Genomic DNA, 19,579 nt, shown 5'->3' on the forward strand with positions numbered 1-19,579 from the left:
GGTGGCGGCGGTGGACGGTCGGCCGGGCCGACATCCCGGACTAGGCTTGGCCGATGGTGGAGGAGGAGCGGAAGTACGACGTCGATCCGGAGTTCACCCTGCCCGACCTCGCCGGAGTCGTGCCGGACGGCGTACGGGTGGTGGAGCTGCCCCCGGTGACGCTGACCGCGACCTACCTCGACACCACCGACCTGCGGCTGGCCCGGGCCGGGGTGTCGCTGCGGCACCGCCGGGGTGACGAGCTGCCCTGGACGGTGAAACTTCCCGCCGACAGCCCCGGGGTACGCCACGAGATCTCCCGTACGGGCCGGCCGAAGAAGGCGCCGGCCGAGCTGCTGGCACTGGTCACCGCGTACTCCCGGGGCGCGGAACTGCGGCCGGCCGCCGTGGTCCGCACCGTGCGCCGCGCCTACGAACTGCGCGACGACACCGACCGGCTACTGGTCGAGATCGCCGACGACTCGGTACGGGTGTTGGACGGCAAGCAGGTCCGGTCGACGTTCCGCGAGGTCGAGGTGGAACGCAAGGACGGCGACCGGGAACTGCTCGACGTGCTGGAGCCGGCGCTGACCGGTGCCGGTGCCCGGCGCGGTGACTTCACCCCGAAGCACGTCCGGGCGCTCGGTCCGGCGGCCGAGGCCGCGCCCGACCTGGTGCCGCCGGGCGAGCTGCCCGAGCGACCCAGCGCCGGTGACGTGGTCACCGCGGCGATCCGCCGTGGCGTCGGCCGGGTGCTCGCACACGACCCCCTGGTCCGGTTGCGGGCACCGGTCGGTGACGACGACACCGCCGTACACCAGATGCGGGTCGGCTGCCGCCGGCTCCGCAGCGACCTGCGGACGTTCGGGCCGCTGGTCCGCGACGCGTGGGCCAGGTCGCTGCGGGACGAACTGAAGTGGCTGGCGGGGGTGCTGGGGCAGGCCAGGGACGCCGAGGTACTGCGCGCCCGGCTCTCCGGTACGGCCGCCGCCGACCCGCTCAGCCCGCTCGACCCGGCGGCGGTGGCCCGGATCGACCGGGTACTCGCCGAGCGGCACGCCGAGGCGCTGGCCGCCGTCGACGAGGCGCTCGGCTCGACGCGCTACCACGCCCTGGTCGAGGCGCTGGTCGACGCCACCCGGGCCCCGCAACTGACCGCCAGGGCCGACGGGCCGGCCGCCAGGGTGCTGCCCCGACTGGTCGCCCGGCCCTGGCACCGGCTGACCGACGGCGACGACGGGGTCGACGGCGCCGCCGACCTCGACCCGGACGCCCCGGACGAGCGCTGGCACGCGGTACGCATCAACGGCAAGCGGGCCCGGTACGCCGTCGACGCCGTCGCCGGGGTGCTCGGCGGTGACGCGGCGAAGCTGGCCAAGGCGCTGGCGAGGGTGCAGAACCTGCTCGGCGAGCACCAGGACGCGGCGGTCGCCGCGCAGACCTGGCTGTCGATCGCCGAGCGGGACCCGGGCGACCATGCCGTGGCCGTCACCGCCGGCCGGTTGGCGGAACGGGAGCGGGCCGCCGTCCGTGCCGCCCGGGCGGCCTTCCCGGACGCGTGGCGACGGGCGAGCCGGAAACGGCGGACGGCATGGCTGGGGTGACCCCGGTCCGGGCGGCGGGTGGCGTGGTCTGGCGGCACTGCGACGACGGCGTACGGGTCTGCGTGGTGCACCGCCCCCGCTACGACGACTGGTCGCTGCCGAAGGGCAAGCTGGACCCGGGGGAGCATCCGCTGACCGCCGCGGTACGCGAGGTGGCCGAGGAGGCCGACGTGCACGGGGTACCGGAGGTGCGGCTGCCCCCGGTGCACTACCGGATGCGCGACGGTGCGCCGAAGACGGTCGAGTTCTGGTCGATGCGGGCCGTCGGCAGCGGCGGTTTCCAGCCAGAGACCGAGGTCGACACCGTACGCTGGCTGCCGCTGGCCGAGGCCCTCCGGCTGGTCAGCTATCCGCACGACGTCCGGGTGCTGGAGGACTTCGCTGCCCTGCCGCCGGTGAGCGCGGTGCTGGGGCTGGTCCGGCACGCCCCGGCGGGCAGCCGGGGCACCTGGTCCGGGCCGGACACCGCCCGGCCGCTGGACGCCGCCGGGCTGGCCCAGGCCCGGGATGTGGCCGGACTGCTCGCGCTGATCCGCCCGGTACGCCTGCGTTCGGCGGCGCCCCGGCGCTGTGTGCAGACGCTGCAACCCCTGGCCGAACTGCTCGACCGGCCGATCGAGGTGGATTCCGCGTACGACGAGCCGAAGCCGGGGCAGGACGCCGAGGAGAACGCTCTGGCCGCCGCCGGAGCCCTGCTCGAACTGGCCCGGGCCGGCGAACCGGCGGTGGTCTGTAGCCAGGGGAAGGTGATTCCGGAGGCGTTGGCGTGGCTGGCCGCCGCATCGGCCGCCTCGACCGGACCGGCCGCCTCGACCGGTGCCGTCCCGCTTCCCGGCTCGGCGGAGGACTTCCGGACCAGGAAGGGCACCGGCTGGCTGCTCGCCTTCAGCGGTGACCGGCTGGTCGCCGCCAGCCGGCTGGACGGCGCGGAGCGCCTCGCCGCCATCGCACCCTGACCCGGGCCGTCGCCCGGCCGGGCAGCGCGGGCTCTGCGGGAACGGCCGCCGCACTGGTACCCCGAGGGTCGGTCTCGGGGTTTCCGGCCGTCCACGGGCCGCTGAGCGGCGCCAACGCCCTGTCGACGGCGGAGGACCGCCGCCGTCGACCCCGGATTTCGGTGCCGGACAACGTGAAGGGCGCCTCCGGACGAGCCGGAGGCGCCCTGGCGGTACCCGATTCTCAGCGCTTGGCGGCTTTCTTGGCCGGAGCCTTCTTGGCCGTGCTGGCCTTCTTGCTCGCCGTGGCGCGGGTGGACGTGCTCTTGGCCGCCGTCGACTTCTTCGCCGCCGTCGTCTTCTTGGCCGTGGTGGCCTTCGTGCCGCCGGTGGCCTTCTTCGCCGGAGCCGTCTTCTTCGCCGCCGCCTTCGTGGCGGTCGTCTTGGCGGGCGCCGCCTTCTTGGTCGTCGTCTTCCTGGCAACGGTCGACTTGGCCGTCGACGCCGTGGCGGACTTCTTCGCCGCCACGGTGTTCTTCGGGGCCTTGCCGCTGGCCACCATCTCCTTGAAACCGGCGCCCGGCCGGAAGGCCGGAACCGATGTCTTCTTCACCTTCACCGATTCGCCGGTGCGGGGGTTGCGGGCTGTTCGAGCACCGCGCACGCGCTTTTCGAACACCCCGAACCCGGTGATGGCGACCCGGTCCCCCTTGGTGACCGCCGCCTGGACCTCCGCGAGGACCGCGTCGAGCGCCGACGTCGCCGTCTTCCGGTCCCCCAGACGAGCGGCGAGAGCCTCGATGAGCTCGGCCTTGTTCACGACTTCCCTCCCAATGTGCAACTGGACTCAACGCGAGCCATTCTGCGCGCACGGTATGCCCTGTGCCACCGGGACACAAACATCTGCTCGAAAAAACCCATTGTGTCGCAACGGATTCGCCCCCGCCGGACGAACCGGCGGGGGCGAAAACGACTGTGCGGTCGGCGGTTCGGCCTATGCCACCACAGGCCGGAAGGTGGATCGCCGGCCCTCGTACGCGGTGATGTCGGCCTCGTGCCGGAGGGTCAGTCCAATGTCGTCCAAGCCCTCCATCAGCCGCCAGCGGCTGAAGTCGTCCATCGGGAAGGACCAGGTGTCCTCCCCTGCCCGGACCTCCCGGGCGGTCAGGTCGACCGTGATCCGGGCCGTCGGGTCGGACTCGACCAACTCCCACAAAGCCTCGACGGCCTTCAATTCAAGCTCGACCGGCAGGAGCCCTTCCTTGAGCGCGTTCCCCCGGAAGATGTCCCCGAAGCGGGGAGCGATGACCGACCGGAACCCCCAGTCGCGCAGCGCCCACACGGCGTGCTCCCGGGAGGAGCCGGTGCCGAACTCGGGGCCGGCCACGAGAATCGACGCCCCGGAATATGAAGAATCGTTGAGTACGAATGTCGGGTCCTCCCGCCACGCGCTGAAGAGGCCGTCGGCGAAGCCCGTCCGGGTCACCCGCTTGAGGTACACGGCGGGGATGATCTGATCGGTATCCACGTTGGACCGGCGCAGCGGAACCGCCGTACCGGTGTGCACGGTGAACTTGTCCATCTCAGGTCAGCCCCTTCACAGGTCGGCCGGCGCGGCCAGCCGGCCCACCACGGCGGTGGCGGCGGCGACCGGTGGCGAGACCAGGTGGGTACGCCCGCCCCGGCCCTGCCGGCCCTCGAAGTTACGGTTGGAGGTCGAGGCCGAGCGCTGGCCCGGCTTGAGGGTGTCCGGGTTCATGCCCAGGCACATGGAGCAGCCGGCGAACCGCCACTCGGCGCCCGCCTCGGCGAAGACCCGGTCCAGCCCCTCCTGCTCGGCCGCCTCGCGGACCGCCGCCGAACCGGGTACGACCAGCATCCGCACGTTGTCGGCGACCCGGTGCCCGCGCAGCACGTCGGCGGCGGCCCGGAGGTCCTCCAACCGGCCGTTGGTGCAGGAGCCGACGAAGACGACGTCCACGGGTACGTCCCGGAGCCGGGTCCCGGGCTTGAGGTCCATGTATTCCAGGGCCCGCCGGGCGGCGGCCTGCTCCGCGTCGGTGACGAAGTCCTCCGGGTCGGGCACGGCGGCGTTCAGCGCGGTGCCCTGGCCCGGGTTGGTGCCCCAGGTGACGAACGGGCTGATCCGGCCGGCGTCGAGCACCACCTCGCTGTCGAAGGTCGCGCCCTCGTCCGTCGGCAGGGTGCGCCAGTATTCCAGCGCCGCGTCCCAGTCCGCGCCCTGCGGAGCGTTCGGCCGCCCCTTCAGGTACGCGAAGGTGGTCTCGTCCGGGGCGATCATCCCGGCCTTGGCACCCCACTCGATGGACATGTTGGCGATGGTCATCCGGCCCTCCATGGAGAGCCCGCTGATCGCCTCGCCCCGGTATTCGACGATGTGGCCGCGACCGCCGCCGGTGCCGACCTGGGCGATCAGCGCCAGCACCAGGTCCTTGGCGGTGACCCCGGGAGCCAGCTCGCCGACCACGGTCACCGCCATGGTCTTGGGACGGATCTGCGGCAGGGTCTGGGTGGCGAGGACGTGTTCGACCTCACTGGTCCCGATCCCGAAGGCCAGCGCGCCGAACGCGCCGTGGGTGGCCGTGTGTGAGTCGCCGCACACGATGGTCAGGCCCGGCTGGGTCAGGCCGAGCTGCGGCCCGATCACGTGCACGATGCCCTGGTTGTCGTCGCCGAGCGGGTGCAGCTTGACGCCGAACTCGGCGCAGTTGCGGCGCAGCGTCTCGATCTGGGTCCGCGAGGTCGGGTCGGCGATGGTGAGCAGGTCACCGCGCCGGGACCGGAACGACGGATCGTCGTAACCGGTCGGGGTGTTGTGGTCCTCGGTCGCGAGCGTGAGATCGGGGCGGCGGACCTTGCGGTTCGCCATCCGCAGCCCGTCGAAGGCCTGCGGGCTGGTCACCTCGTGCAGCAGGTGCAGGTCGATATAGAGCAGATCCGGCTCACCGTCAGCGGATCGCACCACGTGAGCATCCCAGACCTTCTCGGCCAAGGTCCTGGGCGAGGACGGCTCTGGAGTGACTCCCACCATCTGGACATCCTAAATTCTGGGAGGTAGGTTTCGGCTTGTGGGACACAGTATGAGCGGTGTCGGCGTTCTCGACAAGGCGGTGGTCATCCTGGCCGCCTGCGTCGACGGCGCCAGCCTGGCCGAACTCGTCGATCGCACCAAGCTGCCCCGGGCCACGGCCCACCGCCTGGCCCAGGCCCTGGAGATCCACCGGATGCTGGTCCGGGACACCCAGGGACGCTGGCGCCCCGGGCCGCGCCTGGGCGAGCTGGCGAACGCCGCACCCGACGTACTGCTGACCGCGGCCGAGCCGCTGCTGTCGGCGCTGCGGGACGCGACGGGCGAAAGCGCCCAGCTCTATCTACGCCGGGCCGACGAGCGGATCTGCGTCGCCGCCGCCGAGCGGGCCAGCGGGCTGCGCGACACCGTGCCGGTCGGCTCGGTACTGCCGATGACGGCCGGTTCCGCCGCGCAGATCCTGCTCGCCTGGGAACCGCCGGAGGCGGTCATGCCACTCCTCCCCCGGTGCAAGTTCACCGGCCGCACCCTGGCCGAGGTACGCCGCCGGGGCTGGGCGCAGAGCGTCGCCGAACGGGAGGCCGGAGTGGCGAGCGTCTCCTCGCCGATTCGGGACCGCACCGGACGAGTGATCGCCGCGATCAGCATCTCCGGGCCGATCGAGCGGCTCGGCCGACGTCCCGGCGACCGGCACGCGATGGCCGTGGTACGCGCCGGCCAACGCCTGAGCGGCCTGTAACCCGAATCGCTGCCGGCGGCTGCCGCCGCGCCGGTCGACGCCGCGCGGTGGCCCCGGGCGACCGGCACCCACCCGACGAGTCGACGCCCAGCCGGCGGCCGCCGACCTCTGCCGCCGGAGAGACTCTGCCGAGCAGACTGTCGAGCTGCCCCGTCCACGCACCCAACCCGCCCCAGACCCAGCCGACAGGTGGCCAGCAGACGTCGCGGTGACCAGCGTGCGTGTCCGGGCAGCCGTGCGTGGCCTACCCCACCCGACCGTTGCGGGGACCCGCCGACGAATCGGCCAGGGCGCCCCGTCTGTGCACCCAGCTCGACAGTCTGCGCAGCGGGGGTCATGTTCGGAGTAGGTCGCCGAGATCTCCCCGCCGCGCTCCCGGTAGTCGAAGACGGTCGCGGCCCCGACCTCGCCGCGGCGGCTTACGGACGTTGCGCCGCCGGCCGGAGGGGCGGATCGGCATGCGCGAACGCGGGCCACCGCAGAGCATCCGGAAGACCAGCTCGTTTGCGGTACGAGGTCAGGGGCGGTGTGCGATGCTCGACATCGGGAGCCGGCCCGACGGCCCGATCGGCCGAGGAGCCCCGACGCGGACGCCGAGGCCAGGGCAGGGCAGGTCGACGGCGCGCGCAAGGGCGCGGCCCCGGGTGGCGTACGAACGAGAAACGGCCCGCGCCACCTGAGTGACGCGGGCCGTCGGTCGTAGCCCCGACCGGATTCGAACCGGCGCTACCGCCTTGAGAGGGCGGCGTCCTAGGCCGCTAGACGACGGGGCCAGGACTTTCCTCTTTGTTGACCTTGCGATCAACGCTGCTGAACTCTATCAGAGACCAGCTACCGTTGCCCTTTCGGGTTTCGGTGGCTGGGGTACCAGGACTCGAACCTAGACTAACTGAACCAGAATCAGTCGGGCTGCCAATTACCCCATACCCCATCGGTGCTCGTCGCACCGAAAGCGAACTTTACCGGACCCGGTGGTGGAGACCAAATCGGGTCGGTACCGGGCGACGGCGTGCCGCCGTCGCCCGCACCGGACCTCAGTCGAGGGTCACCACCGGGTTCGACAGTTCGCCGATACCGCCGATGCGGACCGTGACGGTATCCCCGTCCACGATCGGACTAACCCCCGCCGGAGTGCCGGTCAGCACCACGTCGCCCGGGAGCAGCGTCATCACGTGGGAGACGTAGGAGACCAGGGTCGCGACGTCGAAGACCATGTCCCTGGTCCGGCCGAGCTGGCGTACCTCCATCTCGTCGGCACCCCGACCCACCTCGCAGCGGACCTCGACGTCGCTGACGTCGATCCCGGTCGAGATCCACGGGCCGAGCGGGCAGAACGAGTCGAAGCCCTTGGCCCGGGTCCACTGGCCGTCCGCGCGTTGCAGGTCCCGCGCGGTGACGTCGTTGGCGCAGGTGTAGCCGAAGATGGCCTGGGCGGCGGCGGCCCGGTCGGCCCGGCGCGCCCCCGGCGGCCCGATCACCACGGCCAGCTCGGCCTCGTGCTCGACCTGCTTGGACTGGGCCGGCAACCGGATCGCGTCCCGGGGCCCGATCACCGAGGTCGACGGCTTGAGGAAGAGCAGCGGCTCGGCCGGTACGTCGTTGCCCAGCTCGGCGGCGTGCTCGGAGTAGTTGCGTCCGACACACACCACCTTGCTCGGCAGGATGGGCGAGAGCAGCCGGACGTCCGCCAGCGCCCAGCGGGCGGTGGTGAACCGGATCTCGCCGAACGGGTGGCCCTCGATCTCGGCCACCGTCAGGCCCTCGGGGCCGCCCTCCGGGTCACCCTCGACCACGCCGAACGACATTCCCTTTGCATGAGCGAAACGAGCGATACGCACGCCGCCAATCTATCCCCACCAGGAGCCGTCCCCACCGGGAGCCGGCGCCGATGGCGCGCGGCGGGGCGGCACCATACCGCAGCGGGCCGGCCGACGACGGGGGTTCGATCCTTCCCCGCCGGCCGGCCACCCGTCCGGCTTAGCGTCTGGGCGGGAGGAGACTTCGTGATGCCTGCATCGATCCGACTACGTGCGGTGGGGGCGGTGATCGCGGGTTACCTGCTGGTCGCCACCGCGCCCGGCGCCCCCGCCCAGGCGGCCGGCGCCCCCGCGCCGACCAGTCCGCTGATCACCGTCGCGATGGCCACGTCCGGCGATCCGGCGCCCCGCTACGAGATCCGGGTACGCAACGGTACCGACGGCATGGTCAAGACGACGGTCCGGCAGGAACTGCCGCCGGGCGCCACCCCGTCCCTGATCAGCCAGGGCGGCACGGCCAGCGCCCCCGGCACCCTGCCGGGGCAGCTCGGTACCGAGGTGATCTGGCAGGTCCAGCTCGGCGGCCGCAGCACCGCGCTGCTCAGCACCACCCTGGTACCGCCGGCGCGCGGGGCCGACGTCACCGCCCCGGCCTGCGCCTTCGTCGCGGGCGGCAACATGCCGTACGACTGCGCGACCGCGACCTGGAACCGGACACGGGCGGCCGCCGCCGGCCCCGGCCCGGACGACGCGGCACAGGCTCAGGGGGACGCCGCCCCACCGTGGTGGCGCCGGGGCACCCTGCTGGGTACCGCCCTCGCGGCGCTGGCGCTGCTCGCCTCGGCCGGCGGCGCGCTCTGGTGGCGGCGACTGCGTCGACGGCGCGCCGCCGGCCAGGTCAACAGCACGCCGGTGGCCGGAGCGGACCGGCGGGCCGCCAAACGGGCCGCAAAGCGCGAGGCGGCGGAGCGGCAGGCCGCCGCTGCGGACCGGCGGATTCGTCGTTCCGGCAACCCGATCGCCCGGGCCCGGGCACGGGTACGCGGAGACCACAAGATCCCGGTGCCGGAGAGCGTACGGCTGGCCACCGGCCACCCCCGGATCGGCGGCGCGGCGGAGCGGGCGGCGGCCGGGGAGCTCGGTGCGCCGAGTGGGGATCTCGGTGCGGTCGCCCACCGGACCGGAGACGAGGGCGCGGGCGTGACCACCGGCGGCGGGCTGCTCCGGGACGGCGGGCTGGCCGGGCCGGCCGGAGCGGAGGCTGACGAACCCGGTGGTCTGGTCGGGATCGCCGGCGGCGCCCGTTACGTCGGCCGGGCACCGGTAGCGCCCCGCACGCCCGCGCCGATCGACGCCGAGGAGCCGGTCGAGGAGCCCGTACCGGAGCCGCCGGAGCCGACCGCCGAGGAGCTCGCCCCGGTGGTCGGACGGGCCCGCCCCGCACCGCACCCGGCCGCCACCTACCGGCCGCCGCGACGGCGGGCCAGGCCGCCCGCGTGGGTGGCCGTCGGCTCGGCCGCCCTGCTCGCGGTGGCCCTGGCCGCGCTCACCGCGTGGACCGGATCGAGTCGGGTGAGCGCGATCAACGCCAACCGCCAGCCGTCCAGCGGGGCGTGGGTGGGCAGGACCGTGGCCGGGCCGGTCGGTACGAGCCTGCGGGAGAGCGCCTTCGAGTTCACCGTCTACCGGCTGGTCTGCCCGCCGGCACCCGGCGGCTGCCAGGCGATCCTCGGGGTACGCAACCTGACCGACAAGAGCCAGCAGTGGCACGGCACGCTGCAACGGGCGTACCTGCCCAGCGGGGACTGGGTCGGCGCCGACGTACCCGCGACCCAGGTCGCCAACGCCGGGAAGGATCCCTTCGCCGAACCGGTACCCGCCGGTCGACGCATGATCATGCCGCTGGTCTTCGCCTCGACCGGTGCGGTCGAACCGACCCGGATCGAGCTGCGCAGCGCCGTCTTCTCCGCCGGGGTCAGCGTCGACGTGCCGCACTGACCAGCGGCATCCCGCCCCGCCGTACCCTGGAGCGGTGACCGCCGCTCTCGCCCGTACCGTCGTGCTCGACGCGGCGGACTGGCGTGCCCGGCGGGCGGCCCACGAGCGGCGGGTGGACGAGTGGCTGGCGCCGCACCTGGCCCGGCGCGGCAGCGGCACCCGTCATCCGGTGGAGGACTTCCTCTTCACCTACTACTCGCACCGGCCGGCGCAGCTGCGCCGCTGGCATCCCGGCGCCGGTGTGCTGCTCCGGGACGCCGACCCGGCCGAGTTCGGTCGGGACTACCGGGTCGAGGACGACGGCCTCACCCTGGACACCGAGGCGGTACGCGGGCGCCGGGGCGACTCCGTCGACTGGATCCGCACCCTGCTGACCCGGACCGCCGGCCGGCCCGGCCAGTTCGGCTGCTTCGGGATGCACGAGTGGGCCATGGTCTACCGGCAGACCCAGGCGGAGGTGCGGCACAACGCCTGGCCGCTGCGGCTCTCGCCCGAGCAGACCGCCCGGGTGGTGGAGGCCAACCGGATCCGGTGCAGCCACTTCGACGCGTACCGGTTCTTCACCGCGCCGGCCCGGCCGCTGAACCTGCTCGCCCCGAGCCGCGAGACGCAGGCCGACAACGAGCAGCCGGGCTGCCTGCACGCCAACATGGATCTCTACAAGTGGGCGTACAAGCTCTCCCCGCTGGTGCCGGGCGAACTGGTCGCCGACGCGTTCGCGCTGGCCCGGGAGATCCGCGCCCTGGACATGCGGGCCAGCCCGTACGACCTGGCCGCGCTCGGCTATCCGCCGGTCCGGGTGGAGACGCCCGAGGGCCGGGCCGAGTACGCCGCCGCCCAGCGCGGTTTCGCCGAGCGGGCCGCCGCGCTCCGGGCCCGGCTGCTCGCCGCGCTGACGCCGGCCGGGATCGACTGAGGGCGGCCCGGATCGTGCCGCCCGGGGTCAGATGATCCCGCCGTTGGCCCGCAGCACCTGGCCGTTGACCCAGTGCCCGGCCGGGCTGACCAGGAAGGCCACCACCTCGGCGATGTCGTCCGGGGTACCGAGCCGCTCCAGCGGTGGCTGGGCCGCCAGCTGGGCGATCCGCTCCGGGCTGTTGGCCCCCAGGAAGAGGTCGGTGGCGGTCGGCCCGGGTGCGACGACGTTGACGGTGACGTCCCGGCCGCGCATCTCCCGGGCCAGCACCAGGGTCATCGCCTCGACCGCGCCCTTGCTGGCGGCGTAGGCGCTGTAGTTCGGGAAGGCGAGGCCGACGACCGAGGAGGAGAAGTTGACCAGCGCGCCGCCGGGGCGGAGCCGGCGTACCGCCTGCTGGTCGACGACGAAGGTGCCCCGGATGTTGGTCCGGTGCAGACTGTCCAGGTCGGCCAGGTCGAGTTCGGCGAGCGGGGCGAGCGGCATCCGGGCGGCCACGTGCACGACCACGTCGATGCCGCCGAAGGTCCGCTCGGCGGTGTCGAAGAGTTCGGCGACGGCGTGCTCGTCGGCCACGTCGGCCCGTACGGCGATCGCCCGGCCGCCGACCGTCTCGACCTCCTTGACCGCGGCCTCGGCCTCGACCTGGTTGCCGGCGTAGCCGACCACGACGGCGAAGCCGTCGGCGGCGAGCCGGGTGACGACCCGGCGGCCGATGCCGCGTGAGCCGCCGGTGACGACGGCGGTACGAACGTTCGGGGTGGCGGGGGCGGACGGGGTGGACACAGGAGTTCTCCTTGCTGTTCCGTAGCTGTTCGTGCGGTTTCGGGGTGCGGGGTGGCGCCGGTCGCGGCGCCCGGGTGCTGCCCGCGCTGTCGCTGCCCGCCGGTCGGGTCAGCCGGTGACGGGCCGGTCGGCGAGTCGGGTCAGCCACTCCAGCAGCAGGCCGGTCTCGGCCGCCGAGAGCGGACTGTCCGGCAGCGTCGGCAGCAGCGCGCCGAGGTTCGCGGCGGCCACCGCCACCTCGCCGCCCGGTTCGGCGGTGCGCTCCCGACCGGCGGAGGGATCCGGGGTGACGATGGCCGTGACGACCGCCTCGCGTACCCGGGCCGACACCTGGGCGGCGTCGGTGTAGATGGTCGGGCGGGTGATCAGCAGCAGTGCGACCCCCACGGTCGCCGGCATCACCATCTGGGCGGCGAGCTGCGGACTGATCCGGAGCCGGCCGGCCGCGGCGCAGCGTTCGAGGACGCCGAGCAGGAGTTGGTGCGCCTCGGTCGCGGCGGCCGGCGGGGTGGAGAGTCCGGGTGAGTACATCAGGCGGTAGAAGTTCGGGTTCTCCAGCGCGAACGAGACGTGGTTGTCCCAGCCGTTGCGCAGGTCCCGGACCGGGTCGTCCGACGGGACGGCGGCCCGCTTGTCGGAGAGGTACTGCTCGTAGCCGTAGTCGACCACGGCGGCGAGCAGCCCCTCCTTGTCACCGAACTGGCGGTAGAGCACCGGCGCGCCCACCCCGGCGGCCTCGCAGACCGCCCGGGTCAGCAGGTCCGCCTCCGGGGAGCGGGCCAGCAGGTCGGCCGCAGCCCGCAGAATCCGCGTTCTCGTATCCACGTAAGCGACGATAACACCGGAGGGGTACCACCGCTACCTCCGAGATGTAATCGTCGTTACGGGCGCCCGGTCCGGCCGTACTACGCTGGTCGAGTGGATCTAGCCGAGGCGCGACAGTTGTGGAAACCGGAGCCGGGCTGGCTGAACACCGCCAGCTACGGGCTACCGCCGGAGCCGGCCTGGGAGGCGCTCCAGGCCGCCCTCGCCGACTGGCGCACCGGGCGTACCTCCTGGGAGGGGTGGGACGAGTCCACCGCCCGGTCCCGGGCCGCCTTCGCCCAGCTGGTCGGCGTACCGGTCTCGGACGTGACCGTCGGGGCGACCGTCTCCCAACTGCTCGCCCCGGTCGGTGCCGCGCTGCCCGCCGGAGCCACCGTGCTGGTGCCCGAGGTGGAGTTCACCTCCAACCTCTTCCCCTGGCTGGTCCAGGCCGAGCGCGGGGTACGGGTCCGCACCGTGCCGGTCGACCGGCTCGCCGAGGCGGTCGACGCCGACACCGACCTCGTCGCGTTCAGCCTGGTCCAGTCGGCGGACGGCACCGTCGCCCGGTACGACGAGATCCTGGCCGCCGCCGAGGCGCACGACGCGCTGGTGGTGGTCGACGCCACCCAGGGCTGCGGCTGGCTGCCCTTCGACGCCGGCCGGGCGGACGTGGTCGCCGTCGGCGCGTACAAGTGGCTGATGGCGCCGCGCGGGGCGGCGTTCGGCTATCTGGCGCCCCGGATCCGGGACCGGATCACCCCGCTCGCCGCCAACTGGTACGCCGGCTCCGACCCGCACGCCTCCTACTACGGGCCGCCGCTGCGGCTGGCCGACGACGCCCGCCGGTTCGACCTCTCCCCCGCCTGGTTCTGCTTCGTCGGCGCGGCCCCGGCCCTGGAACTCCTCGTCGAGGTGGGACCGCCGGCGATCCGGGAGCACAACGTCGGGTTGGCCAACCGGTTCCTGGCCGGGCTCGGCCAGCCGCCCCGGGACAGCGCGATCGTCACCGTGGACGTGCCCGGTGCGGCGGAGAAGCTGGCGGCGGCGGGTGTCCGGGCGGCGGTCCGGGCCGGCCGGGTACGCGCCTCGTTCCACCTCTACTCCAGCGACCACGACGTCGACCTGGCCCTGGCCGCCCTGACCTCCTGACCGCCCCCGCGACGTCAGTCCACGTCGCGGCGGCGCGTCTGCTTGAGCTGGCTGCGGCGCTTCTTCTCGGCGAGCCGGCGCTCCTTGGCGCCGCGACTCGGTTTGGTGGGCCGCCTCGGCGGCGGTGGCGGCGCGACCGCGTCCGCCAGCAGCGCGGCGAGCCGGGCCAGCGCGGCCTCCCGGTTGCGGAGCTGGGCCCGGTGCTCCGACGCCGAGATCGTCAGTACCCCGTCGACGAGCCGCCCGCCCAGCCGGTCCAGCGCCCGGGCCCTGAGCCGCTCCGGCAGCGCCGTCGAGTTCGCCACGTCGAAGGAGAGTTCCGCCCGGGAGTCGGTGGTGTTCACGCCCTGTCCGCCCGGGCCGCTGGACCGGGAGAACCGCCAGTTCAGTTCCGCCTCCGGGATGACGAGACCCGGTCGGATGGTCAGGGGTGCCATGGCGTCAACCGTACGGCTCAGCCGCCCTTGCCGATGATGGTGTCCGCCGTCTGCTGCACCTGCTCGATCGGGATGGCGAAACCGATCCCGATCGACCCGCTGCCGTCGATGGTGGCGATCGCGGTGTTCACCCCCACGACCTCGCCCCGGGCGTTGACCAGCGGACCACCCGAGTTGCCCGGATTGATGGAGGCGTCGGTCTGCACCGCGCTGTGCCGGTTGTCGCCGAGCTTCACCTGACGGTCCAGCGCGCTGACGATGCCGGCGGTCACCGTGCCGGCGAGCCCCAGCGGCGAGCCGACCGCGAGGACCGGCTCGCCGACCCGGGTGGCGCCGGGCTTGGCCAGCGGCAGCGCCGTCAGTCCGGCCGACGGCGGCACCCGGAGCACGGCGATGTCGCTGCTGGAGTCCCGGCCGACGAGCCGGGCCGGGAACTGCCGGCCGTCCGAGGTCTCCACCATCACCGCGCCGTCGGGCTCCCCGCCGCCGCCCCGGGCCACGATGTGGTCGTTGGTGACGATGTGCTGTAGGTCGTCGATGGCGAACCCGGAGCCGCTGGCCGACTTGCCACCCCCGGCCACCATCACCGAGACGACGCCGGGCACCACCTGCGCGGCCGCGGCCACCAGGTCGGCCGGCAGCGCCGCCTGCGCCGCCTTGCCCGGCTGCCCCGGGGGCTCCTGGCTGGCCACCCAGCCGCCGGCCAGGCCGCCGGAGCCGATGGAGAGCGCGACCACCGCCAGCGCGGCGAGCAGCGCCCGCCGCCGCCGGGCCGCCCGCTCCGGCAGCCCCGCACCGGGTACGCCCGGAACTGCTCGCCCGTCCGGTTCCAGTTCGGGTGAGATGAACCATGGACCGCGGGGTTCGCCGAGTCCGGTCTGCGTTGCCATAGCTCACTCCTCGTCAGTCCGTCGTCGGATCGGGCCAGCAGGTGTGCCGGTCTCCGCCTCGGCCGGGCCGAGCGGGCCGGCGCGGTCTACGGCAGTCGGGAGAACCACGCCATCGAGCCGCCCGCCGCCGCCAGGGCCAGCAGCAGCCCGATGCCGATGAACCGGGCGGAGATGTCCTGCTTCTCCGTGCGGTAGCCGACCGATGTCCCGATGTCCTCGTACACGGCCCGCAACTCGGCACTGCTGCCCGCCTCGTGGTAGCCGCCCTTGGTCTGCTCGGCGACCGCCCGCAGGGTCTGGCCGTCCACCGGTACCCGGATCGGCCGGCCGCCCCGGGCGACATAGCCGGCGGCGGTGCCGAACGAGATGGTGTGCACCGGTACCCCCACCTGCACCGCCTCGTCGGCCGCGTCCATCGGGTCGCGTCCGGAGGTGTTCGCCCCGTCGGAGAGCAGCACGATCCGGGCCGGCGGCGGGTTCTTCGCGGCCTGGGTGTCGAAGGTCTTGATCGCCTCCAGCGAGGTGCCGATCGCCTCGCCGATCGCGGTGCCCTGCACCCCGGTGCTCCCCTCGGCGAGCCGCCTGATCCCGGAGTGCAGCACCGAACGGTCGGTGCCCGGCGGCACGAGTACCGCCGCACTGCCGGCGAAGGCGACCAGCCCGACGTTGAACTCGTCCGGCAGCGTCTCGGCGAACCGGTGCGCCGCCGACTTCGCCGCCGCCAGCCGGTCCGGTTCGACGTCGGTGGCGAGCATCGAGGTCGAGACGTCCACCGCGACCATCACGGTGGCCCGCTCCCGGGGCACCCTGACCTCCGCCTCCGGCCGGGCGAAGCCGACCACCAGCAGTGCCATCATGGCCAGGAACAACCCGGCCGGCAGGTGTCGGCGCCAGGACGGCCGGTCCGGCGCGACCCGGTCCAGCAGCCGCAGGTTGGTGAAGCGGACGGCGTACCGGCTGCGGCGCCGTTGCAGCACGACGTACCAGATGCCGAGCCCGAGCACGCCGAGCAGCAGCAGGAGCCGCTCCGGAGACTGCCACGTCATGCCGTGCCTCCCCGTACCGCTGCCGTGGGCGGGCGGGCCGTGCCGGCCAGCCGCCGCTGGGTGTGTACGTGCCGGACGATGTCCGCGACCCAGTCCCGGTCGGTACGCAGCGACAGGTGCGCGGCGCCCGAGCGGCGCAGCGCCTGCCGGACCAGTTCGCGCTGGCCGGCCGCTGCGGCGGCGTACCGCTCGCGGAGCCGACGGTCCGCCGTGGACACCTCACGCCGCCGGCCCGTCTCCGGGTCGACCAGCGTGACCAGTCCGACGTCCGGCAGCTCCAGTTCACGCGGGTCGACGATCTCGACCGCCAGCACCTGGTGGCGTACCCCGAGCCGCCGCACGGCCCGCTCCCAGGCCGGCGTGCCGCCCTCGGTCTCGGGCAGCCCGTCGAGGAAGTCGGAGACCAGCACCACCAGGCCCCGGCCGGTGGTGGCCCGGTGCAGTGTGGTCACCGCGTCGGCGAACGACGGGGCCGTCCCGGACGTGTCGCGCCGGTGCGCCGCGAGCAGCATGTTGAGCAGGCCCAGCAGGTGGTTCCGGCCGGTCCGGGCCGGGAAGCGGCGGATCCCGGTGCCGTCGAGCAGGTGGGCGCCGAGCCGGTTGCCCACCCCGGCGGTGAGGAAGCCGACCGCCGCCGTCGCGGCCACCGCGAGTTCCCGCTTGTCCAGCTCGGCGGTGCCGAAGTCCATGCTGGGGGTGGAGTCGACGAGCAGCCAGGTGGTCAGTTCCCGGTCCGCGTCCACCTCCCGGACGTGCGGCAGGGTGGTCCGGGCGGTCACCGCCCAGTCCATCCGGCGTACCTCGTCCTCGCCGGGCCGGTATTCCCGGGCGCCGGTGAACTCGCTGCCGGGGCCGGGGAGCAGGCCGAGGTGCTGGCCGTGCAGCAGCCCGTCGAGCCGCCGGGTGACCAGCAGTTCCAGCCGGCGCAGCCGGTGCTCGGGGGCGAGCTGTGCCAGCGTGGGGTCGCCGCTGTGCGCGGGCACGCCGTCCCGACCCGCCCGGCCGTCCTCGCCCGGCGGGCTCTCCCGACCGATCCGGCCGACCCGGCGACCGATCCGGCTGACCCGGCTCACGCGACCGCCAGGCCGCGCCGCTGTTCCTCGCGGCTCGGCGCGATCCGGGGCGGCGGGACCGCCTCGACCAGCCGGCGTACCACCGACTCGGCCGGAACCCCGTCGGCGATCGCGTCGAAGGAGAGCACCAGCCGGTGCGCGATCACGTCGGTGGCGAGTTCGCGTACGTCGTCGGGGAGCACGTAGTCCCGGCCGCGCAGCAGCGCCTGTGCCCGGGCGGCGGCGACCAGGCCGAGGGTGGCCCGGGGACTCGCCCCGTACGCGAGCAGCGGCGCCACCTCCGGCACCCCGAACCGGGCCGGATCGCGGGTGGCCAGGATCAGCCGTACGACGTATTCGGCGAGTGCGTGGTGCACGAAGACCCGGGAGGCCCGGTCCTGGAGGGCGCGCAACCGCTCCGGGTCGAGTACGGCCCGCGCGGTCGGCCGCTCCGCGCTCATCCGGTAGAGGATGGCGAGTTCGTCGGCGTCGGTGGGGTAGTCGACGAGTACCTTGAGCAGGAACCGGTCGCGTTGGGCCTCGGGTAGCTGGTAGACGCCCTCGGACTCGATCGGGTTCTGGGTGGCCAGGACCAGGAACGGTTCCGGTACCGGATAGCTGCGTCCGCCGATGGAGACCTGCCGTTCGGCCATCGCCTCCAGCAGCGCCGACTGCACCTTGGCCGGTGCCCGGTTGATCTCGTCGGCGAGGACCAGGTTCGCCATCACCGGGCCGAGTTCGACGTCGAAGCTCTCCGAGGAGGCGCGGTAGATCCGGGTGCCGACGATGTCCGACGGGACCAGGTCCGGGGTGAACTGGATCCGGGAGAAGGTCCCGCCGACGGCGACGGCGAGGGTCTGCGCGGCGAGGGTCTTCGCCACCCCGGGTACGCCCTCCAGCAGGCAGTGCCCGTCGGCCAGCAGCGCGGTGAAGAGCCGTTCCACCAGCCTGTCCTGCCCGACGATCACCCGCTTGACCTCGAAGAGGGCCTGTTCCAACTCGGGGCCGGCGGAAGCCGTCTCGACCGGCCTGGGGCGGGTGGCCACGGTGTCTGACATGTCCGTCACGGTGCGGGCTTCCCGACCTCACCCGCGGCAAACCCGTGGCCACCGCAGCGTCACGACAAGTTCCGTCACAGGCACATCTCCGGGCGCACAAATCCTCCGGTGTACCAATAGGATCGGCGACACACAAACCCGTCAGCGGAGCCGGGACGGGACGAAACGCGGGAGGCACTGTGTTGCTGCGACGGTGCACGGCGACGCTGCTGGCGGTGGCTTCGGTGCTGCTCTTCGCGGCACCGGCGACGGCGGCCCCCGACCCGCTCCCGCCACCGAGCTACGCGGGCTTCCGGCTGGTGAAGGCGATCCCCGGCGAGCCCGGCACGCCGCGGATCACCCTGCCGGTCGGCTACGAACTCGTCACCGGCGCCTCGACCCAGGTGGCCAGCCGGGCCGAGTACTACTCCTTCGTCCGGGGCCCGCGCAGCGAGGCGGTCACCGTCACCGTCGACTGGCCGGGCACCTGGGTCGGCTCGGTGGTCGCCACCGACACCCGGCTGGCGATCCGCCGGCACGCCGGTGCGCCGTACCGGATCAGCTTCACCCTGCCGGTGACCTGGTCGTCGGTGAACGCCAACCAGGCGACCGTGCAGGTCTGGAGCATGCTCAGCCCGGAGACGTCGAGCGGGCTGCACTGGCGGATCGAGCACAACGACCCGGACCGGGTGGCCGGGCCGTGGACCACCGTCGCCTGGCCGGCGACGCAGGCCGCCTCGGTGATCAACTATCTGGTCGCGACCGAGGCGGTGCTCCAGGACTCCGGCCTGGTCGCCGAGGCCCGCCGCAAGGGGCACTTCTTCTCGCTGATGGGCTTCGAGACCAACAACGTGCTGCACCCGGACAACCCGCCGCACTGGCACCTCGCGTACTACCCCGGGCTGACCTACAGCGCGCCCCGGGCGCACGTGCCGCACTTCTGGGTCGACGCGCAGGGCAGGACCTACTACAACGGGATGGACATCCAGGGCCAGGGCCGCAGCCGCTTCTACGCCGGGGACCCGGCGCAGATCCACGACCCCGAGAACAACCTCGTCGTCACCCTCACCATCCGGGCCGACGGTGGGCTGGACATCGACCCGCCGGCCGGGCCTCGCTACTCGGTCACCGCACCGGACGGGGACTTCTCGCACCAGGTCGACGTCTCCCGGGACGGCGTGCCGTGGCGCTCGGTGGTCAGCCGGGACCACGTGAAGATCGGCGTACTGGTCACCCAGGTGAAGGAGCACCAGTCGACCCGGCCGCACCGGACCACCGTCTACCAGTACGACGCGCTGACCGGGGTGCTGACCAACACCTGGCCCGGCCCGCACTAGCTCCGCACCCCGCACACGATCTTCACCGGCTCTCCACAACCGACGGTTAGCGTGCCGGTGT

18 protein-coding genes and 2 tRNA genes are annotated in these 19,579 nt (G+C 73.5%); 7 read left to right on the top strand and 13 right to left on the bottom strand.

Annotated elements, in window-relative coordinates; all coding sequences use genetic code 11:
* Positions 1 to 53: 53 nt before the first annotated feature.
* Both C6361_RS25235 and C6361_RS25240 read left to right on the top strand, forming a co-directional pair.
* Positions 54 to 1,583 (top strand): CYTH and CHAD domain-containing protein, encoded by a 1,530-nt coding sequence (locus tag C6361_RS25235; protein ID WP_107258396.1) that lies wholly within the window; start codon positions 54 to 56, stop codon positions 1,581 to 1,583.
* A complete protein-coding gene (locus C6361_RS25240; RefSeq protein WP_107271169.1) occupies positions 1,571 to 2,539 on the top strand; it encodes a bifunctional NUDIX hydrolase/histidine phosphatase family protein in 969 nt (322 codons plus the stop codon). The genes C6361_RS25235 and C6361_RS25240 overlap by 13 nt, the downstream gene beginning before the upstream one ends.
* Positions 2,540 to 2,762: 223 nt before the next feature.
* Here the strand turns inward: C6361_RS25240 and C6361_RS25245 are convergent, their stop codons facing one another.
* From C6361_RS25245 to leuC, 3 genes are all read right to left on the bottom strand, one after another.
* Positions 2,763 to 3,338, bottom strand: coding sequence for an HU family DNA-binding protein (locus tag C6361_RS25245; protein WP_107269204.1), 576 nt, complete (start codon positions 3,336 to 3,338; stop codon positions 2,763 to 2,765).
* A 174-nt stretch (positions 3,339 to 3,512) separates the two neighbouring features.
* Positions 3,513 to 4,100 carry a 3-isopropylmalate dehydratase small subunit gene (gene leuD / locus C6361_RS25250; RefSeq protein WP_107258394.1) on the bottom strand — a complete coding sequence of 196 codons (588 nt, stop codon included), beginning with the start codon at positions 4,098 to 4,100 and terminating at the stop codon, positions 3,513 to 3,515.
* 15 nt (positions 4,101 to 4,115) lie between these two features.
* On the bottom strand, positions 4,116 to 5,570 hold the full coding sequence (gene leuC / locus C6361_RS25255) for a 3-isopropylmalate dehydratase large subunit (protein WP_107269205.1): 1,455 nt from the start codon (positions 5,568 to 5,570) through the stop codon (positions 4,116 to 4,118).
* Positions 5,571 to 5,619: 49 nt separating this feature from the next.
* On the opposite strand from leuC, the gene C6361_RS25260 reads away from it, so the two are divergent.
* Positions 5,620 to 6,306, top strand: a complete 687-nt coding sequence (locus C6361_RS25260; protein ID WP_101370253.1) for an IclR family transcriptional regulator — start codon at positions 5,620 to 5,622, stop codon at positions 6,304 to 6,306.
* A 700-nt stretch (positions 6,307 to 7,006) separates the two neighbouring features.
* On the opposite strand, the gene C6361_RS25265 is transcribed toward C6361_RS25260, so the two are convergent.
* From C6361_RS25265 to C6361_RS25275, 3 genes are all read right to left on the bottom strand, one after another.
* Positions 7,007 to 7,079: transfer RNA gene (locus C6361_RS25265), tRNA-Glu, on the bottom strand.
* A gap of 83 nt (positions 7,080 to 7,162) precedes the next feature.
* A tRNA-Gln gene (locus C6361_RS25270) sits at positions 7,163 to 7,237 on the bottom strand.
* 103 nt (positions 7,238 to 7,340) lie between these two features.
* Positions 7,341 to 8,144 (bottom strand): fumarylacetoacetate hydrolase family protein, encoded by an 804-nt coding sequence (locus C6361_RS25275; RefSeq protein WP_107258392.1) that lies wholly within the window; start codon positions 8,142 to 8,144, stop codon positions 7,341 to 7,343.
* A gap of 168 nt (positions 8,145 to 8,312) precedes the next feature.
* On the opposite strand from C6361_RS25275, the gene C6361_RS25280 reads away from it, so the two are divergent.
* Positions 8,313 to 10,061: a hypothetical protein gene (locus tag C6361_RS25280; protein WP_159079469.1), complete on the top strand. Its 1,749-nt coding sequence runs from the start codon at positions 8,313 to 8,315 to the stop codon at positions 10,059 to 10,061.
* 34 nt (positions 10,062 to 10,095) lie between these two features.
* The gene (locus tag C6361_RS25285; RefSeq protein WP_107269207.1) at positions 10,096 to 10,977 is read left to right on the top strand and encodes a 3-methyladenine DNA glycosylase; all 882 of its coding nucleotides are present in this window, start codon (positions 10,096 to 10,098) and stop codon (positions 10,975 to 10,977) included.
* A 27-nt stretch (positions 10,978 to 11,004) separates the two neighbouring features.
* Here C6361_RS25285 and C6361_RS25290 read toward each other — a convergent pair whose 3' ends face one another.
* Both C6361_RS25290 and C6361_RS25295 read right to left on the bottom strand, forming a co-directional pair.
* Positions 11,005 to 11,763 carry an SDR family oxidoreductase gene (locus C6361_RS25290; protein ID WP_107269208.1) on the bottom strand — a complete coding sequence of 253 codons (759 nt, stop codon included), beginning with the start codon at positions 11,761 to 11,763 and terminating at the stop codon, positions 11,005 to 11,007.
* A 108-nt stretch (positions 11,764 to 11,871) separates the two neighbouring features.
* Positions 11,872 to 12,588, bottom strand: coding sequence for a TetR/AcrR family transcriptional regulator (locus C6361_RS25295; protein WP_107269209.1), 717 nt, complete (start codon positions 12,586 to 12,588; stop codon positions 11,872 to 11,874).
* Between the two features lie 93 nt (positions 12,589 to 12,681).
* Here C6361_RS25295 and C6361_RS25300 point away from each other — a divergent pair, with 93 nt between their 5' ends.
* Positions 12,682 to 13,719: an aminotransferase class V-fold PLP-dependent enzyme gene (locus tag C6361_RS25300; protein ID WP_107269210.1), complete on the top strand. Its 1,038-nt coding sequence runs from the start codon at positions 12,682 to 12,684 to the stop codon at positions 13,717 to 13,719.
* A 14-nt stretch (positions 13,720 to 13,733) separates the two neighbouring features.
* On the opposite strand, the gene arfB is transcribed toward C6361_RS25300, so the two are convergent.
* The 5 genes from arfB to C6361_RS25325 form a co-directional block, all read right to left on the bottom strand.
* Positions 13,734 to 14,156 carry an alternative ribosome rescue aminoacyl-tRNA hydrolase ArfB gene (arfB, locus tag C6361_RS25305; protein WP_107269211.1) on the bottom strand — a complete coding sequence of 141 codons (423 nt, stop codon included), beginning with the start codon at positions 14,154 to 14,156 and terminating at the stop codon, positions 13,734 to 13,736.
* A gap of 17 nt (positions 14,157 to 14,173) precedes the next feature.
* A complete protein-coding gene (locus C6361_RS25310) occupies positions 14,174 to 15,046 on the bottom strand; it encodes a S1C family serine protease (RefSeq protein ID WP_107269212.1) in 873 nt (290 codons plus the stop codon).
* Positions 15,047 to 15,132: 86 nt separating this feature from the next.
* Complete coding sequence (locus tag C6361_RS25315; protein WP_107269213.1) at positions 15,133 to 16,092, bottom strand: VWA domain-containing protein; 960 nt, start codon at positions 16,090 to 16,092, stop codon at positions 15,133 to 15,135.
* Positions 16,089 to 17,075: a DUF58 domain-containing protein gene (locus tag C6361_RS25320; RefSeq protein WP_107263924.1), complete on the bottom strand. Its 987-nt coding sequence runs from the start codon at positions 17,073 to 17,075 to the stop codon at positions 16,089 to 16,091. The genes C6361_RS25315 and C6361_RS25320 overlap by 4 nt, the downstream gene beginning before the upstream one ends.
* 86 nt (positions 17,076 to 17,161) lie before the next feature.
* Entirely contained in the window at positions 17,162 to 18,211 is a 1,050-nt protein-coding gene (locus tag C6361_RS25325; RefSeq protein ID WP_107258383.1) for a MoxR family ATPase, read from the bottom strand.
* A 170-nt stretch (positions 18,212 to 18,381) separates the two neighbouring features.
* Here C6361_RS25325 and C6361_RS25330 point away from each other — a divergent pair, with 170 nt between their 5' ends.
* Positions 18,382 to 19,518 (top strand): hypothetical protein, encoded by a 1,137-nt coding sequence (locus tag C6361_RS25330; RefSeq protein ID WP_107269214.1) that lies wholly within the window; start codon positions 18,382 to 18,384, stop codon positions 19,516 to 19,518.
* The last annotated feature ends 61 nt before the right edge of the window (positions 19,519 to 19,579 follow it).

Origin of the sequence: Plantactinospora sp. BC1 (assembly GCF_003030345.1) — a bacterium.
In the GTDB taxonomy this organism is placed as follows: Bacteria; Actinomycetota; Actinomycetes; order Mycobacteriales; family Micromonosporaceae; genus Plantactinospora.

Excerpts from the sequence above, each read along its gene's own strand:
- C6361_RS25235 (WP_107258396.1), top strand. The coding sequence starts at position 54 with ATGGTGGAGGAGGAGCGGAAGTACGACGTCGATCCGGAGTTCACCCTG.
- C6361_RS25240 (WP_107271169.1), top strand. The coding sequence starts at position 1,571 with ATGGCTGGGGTGACCCCGGTCCGGGCGGCGGGTGGCGTGGTCTGGCGG.
- leuD (WP_107258394.1), bottom strand. The coding sequence starts at position 4,100 with ATGGACAAGTTCACCGTGCACACCGGTACGGCGGTTCCGCTGCGCCGG.
- leuC (WP_107269205.1), bottom strand. The coding sequence starts at position 5,570 with ATGGTGGGAGTCACTCCAGAGCCGTCCTCGCCCAGGACCTTGGCCGAG.
- C6361_RS25260 (WP_101370253.1), top strand. The coding sequence starts at position 5,620 with ATGAGCGGTGTCGGCGTTCTCGACAAGGCGGTGGTCATCCTGGCCGCC.
- C6361_RS25280 (WP_159079469.1), top strand. The coding sequence starts at position 8,313 with ATGCCTGCATCGATCCGACTACGTGCGGTGGGGGCGGTGATCGCGGGT.
- arfB (WP_107269211.1), bottom strand. The coding sequence starts at position 14,156 with ATGGCACCCCTGACCATCCGACCGGGTCTCGTCATCCCGGAGGCGGAA.
- C6361_RS25310 (WP_107269212.1), bottom strand. The coding sequence starts at position 15,046 with ATGGCAACGCAGACCGGACTCGGCGAACCCCGCGGTCCATGGTTCATC.
- C6361_RS25315 (WP_107269213.1), bottom strand. The coding sequence starts at position 16,092 with ATGACGTGGCAGTCTCCGGAGCGGCTCCTGCTGCTGCTCGGCGTGCTC.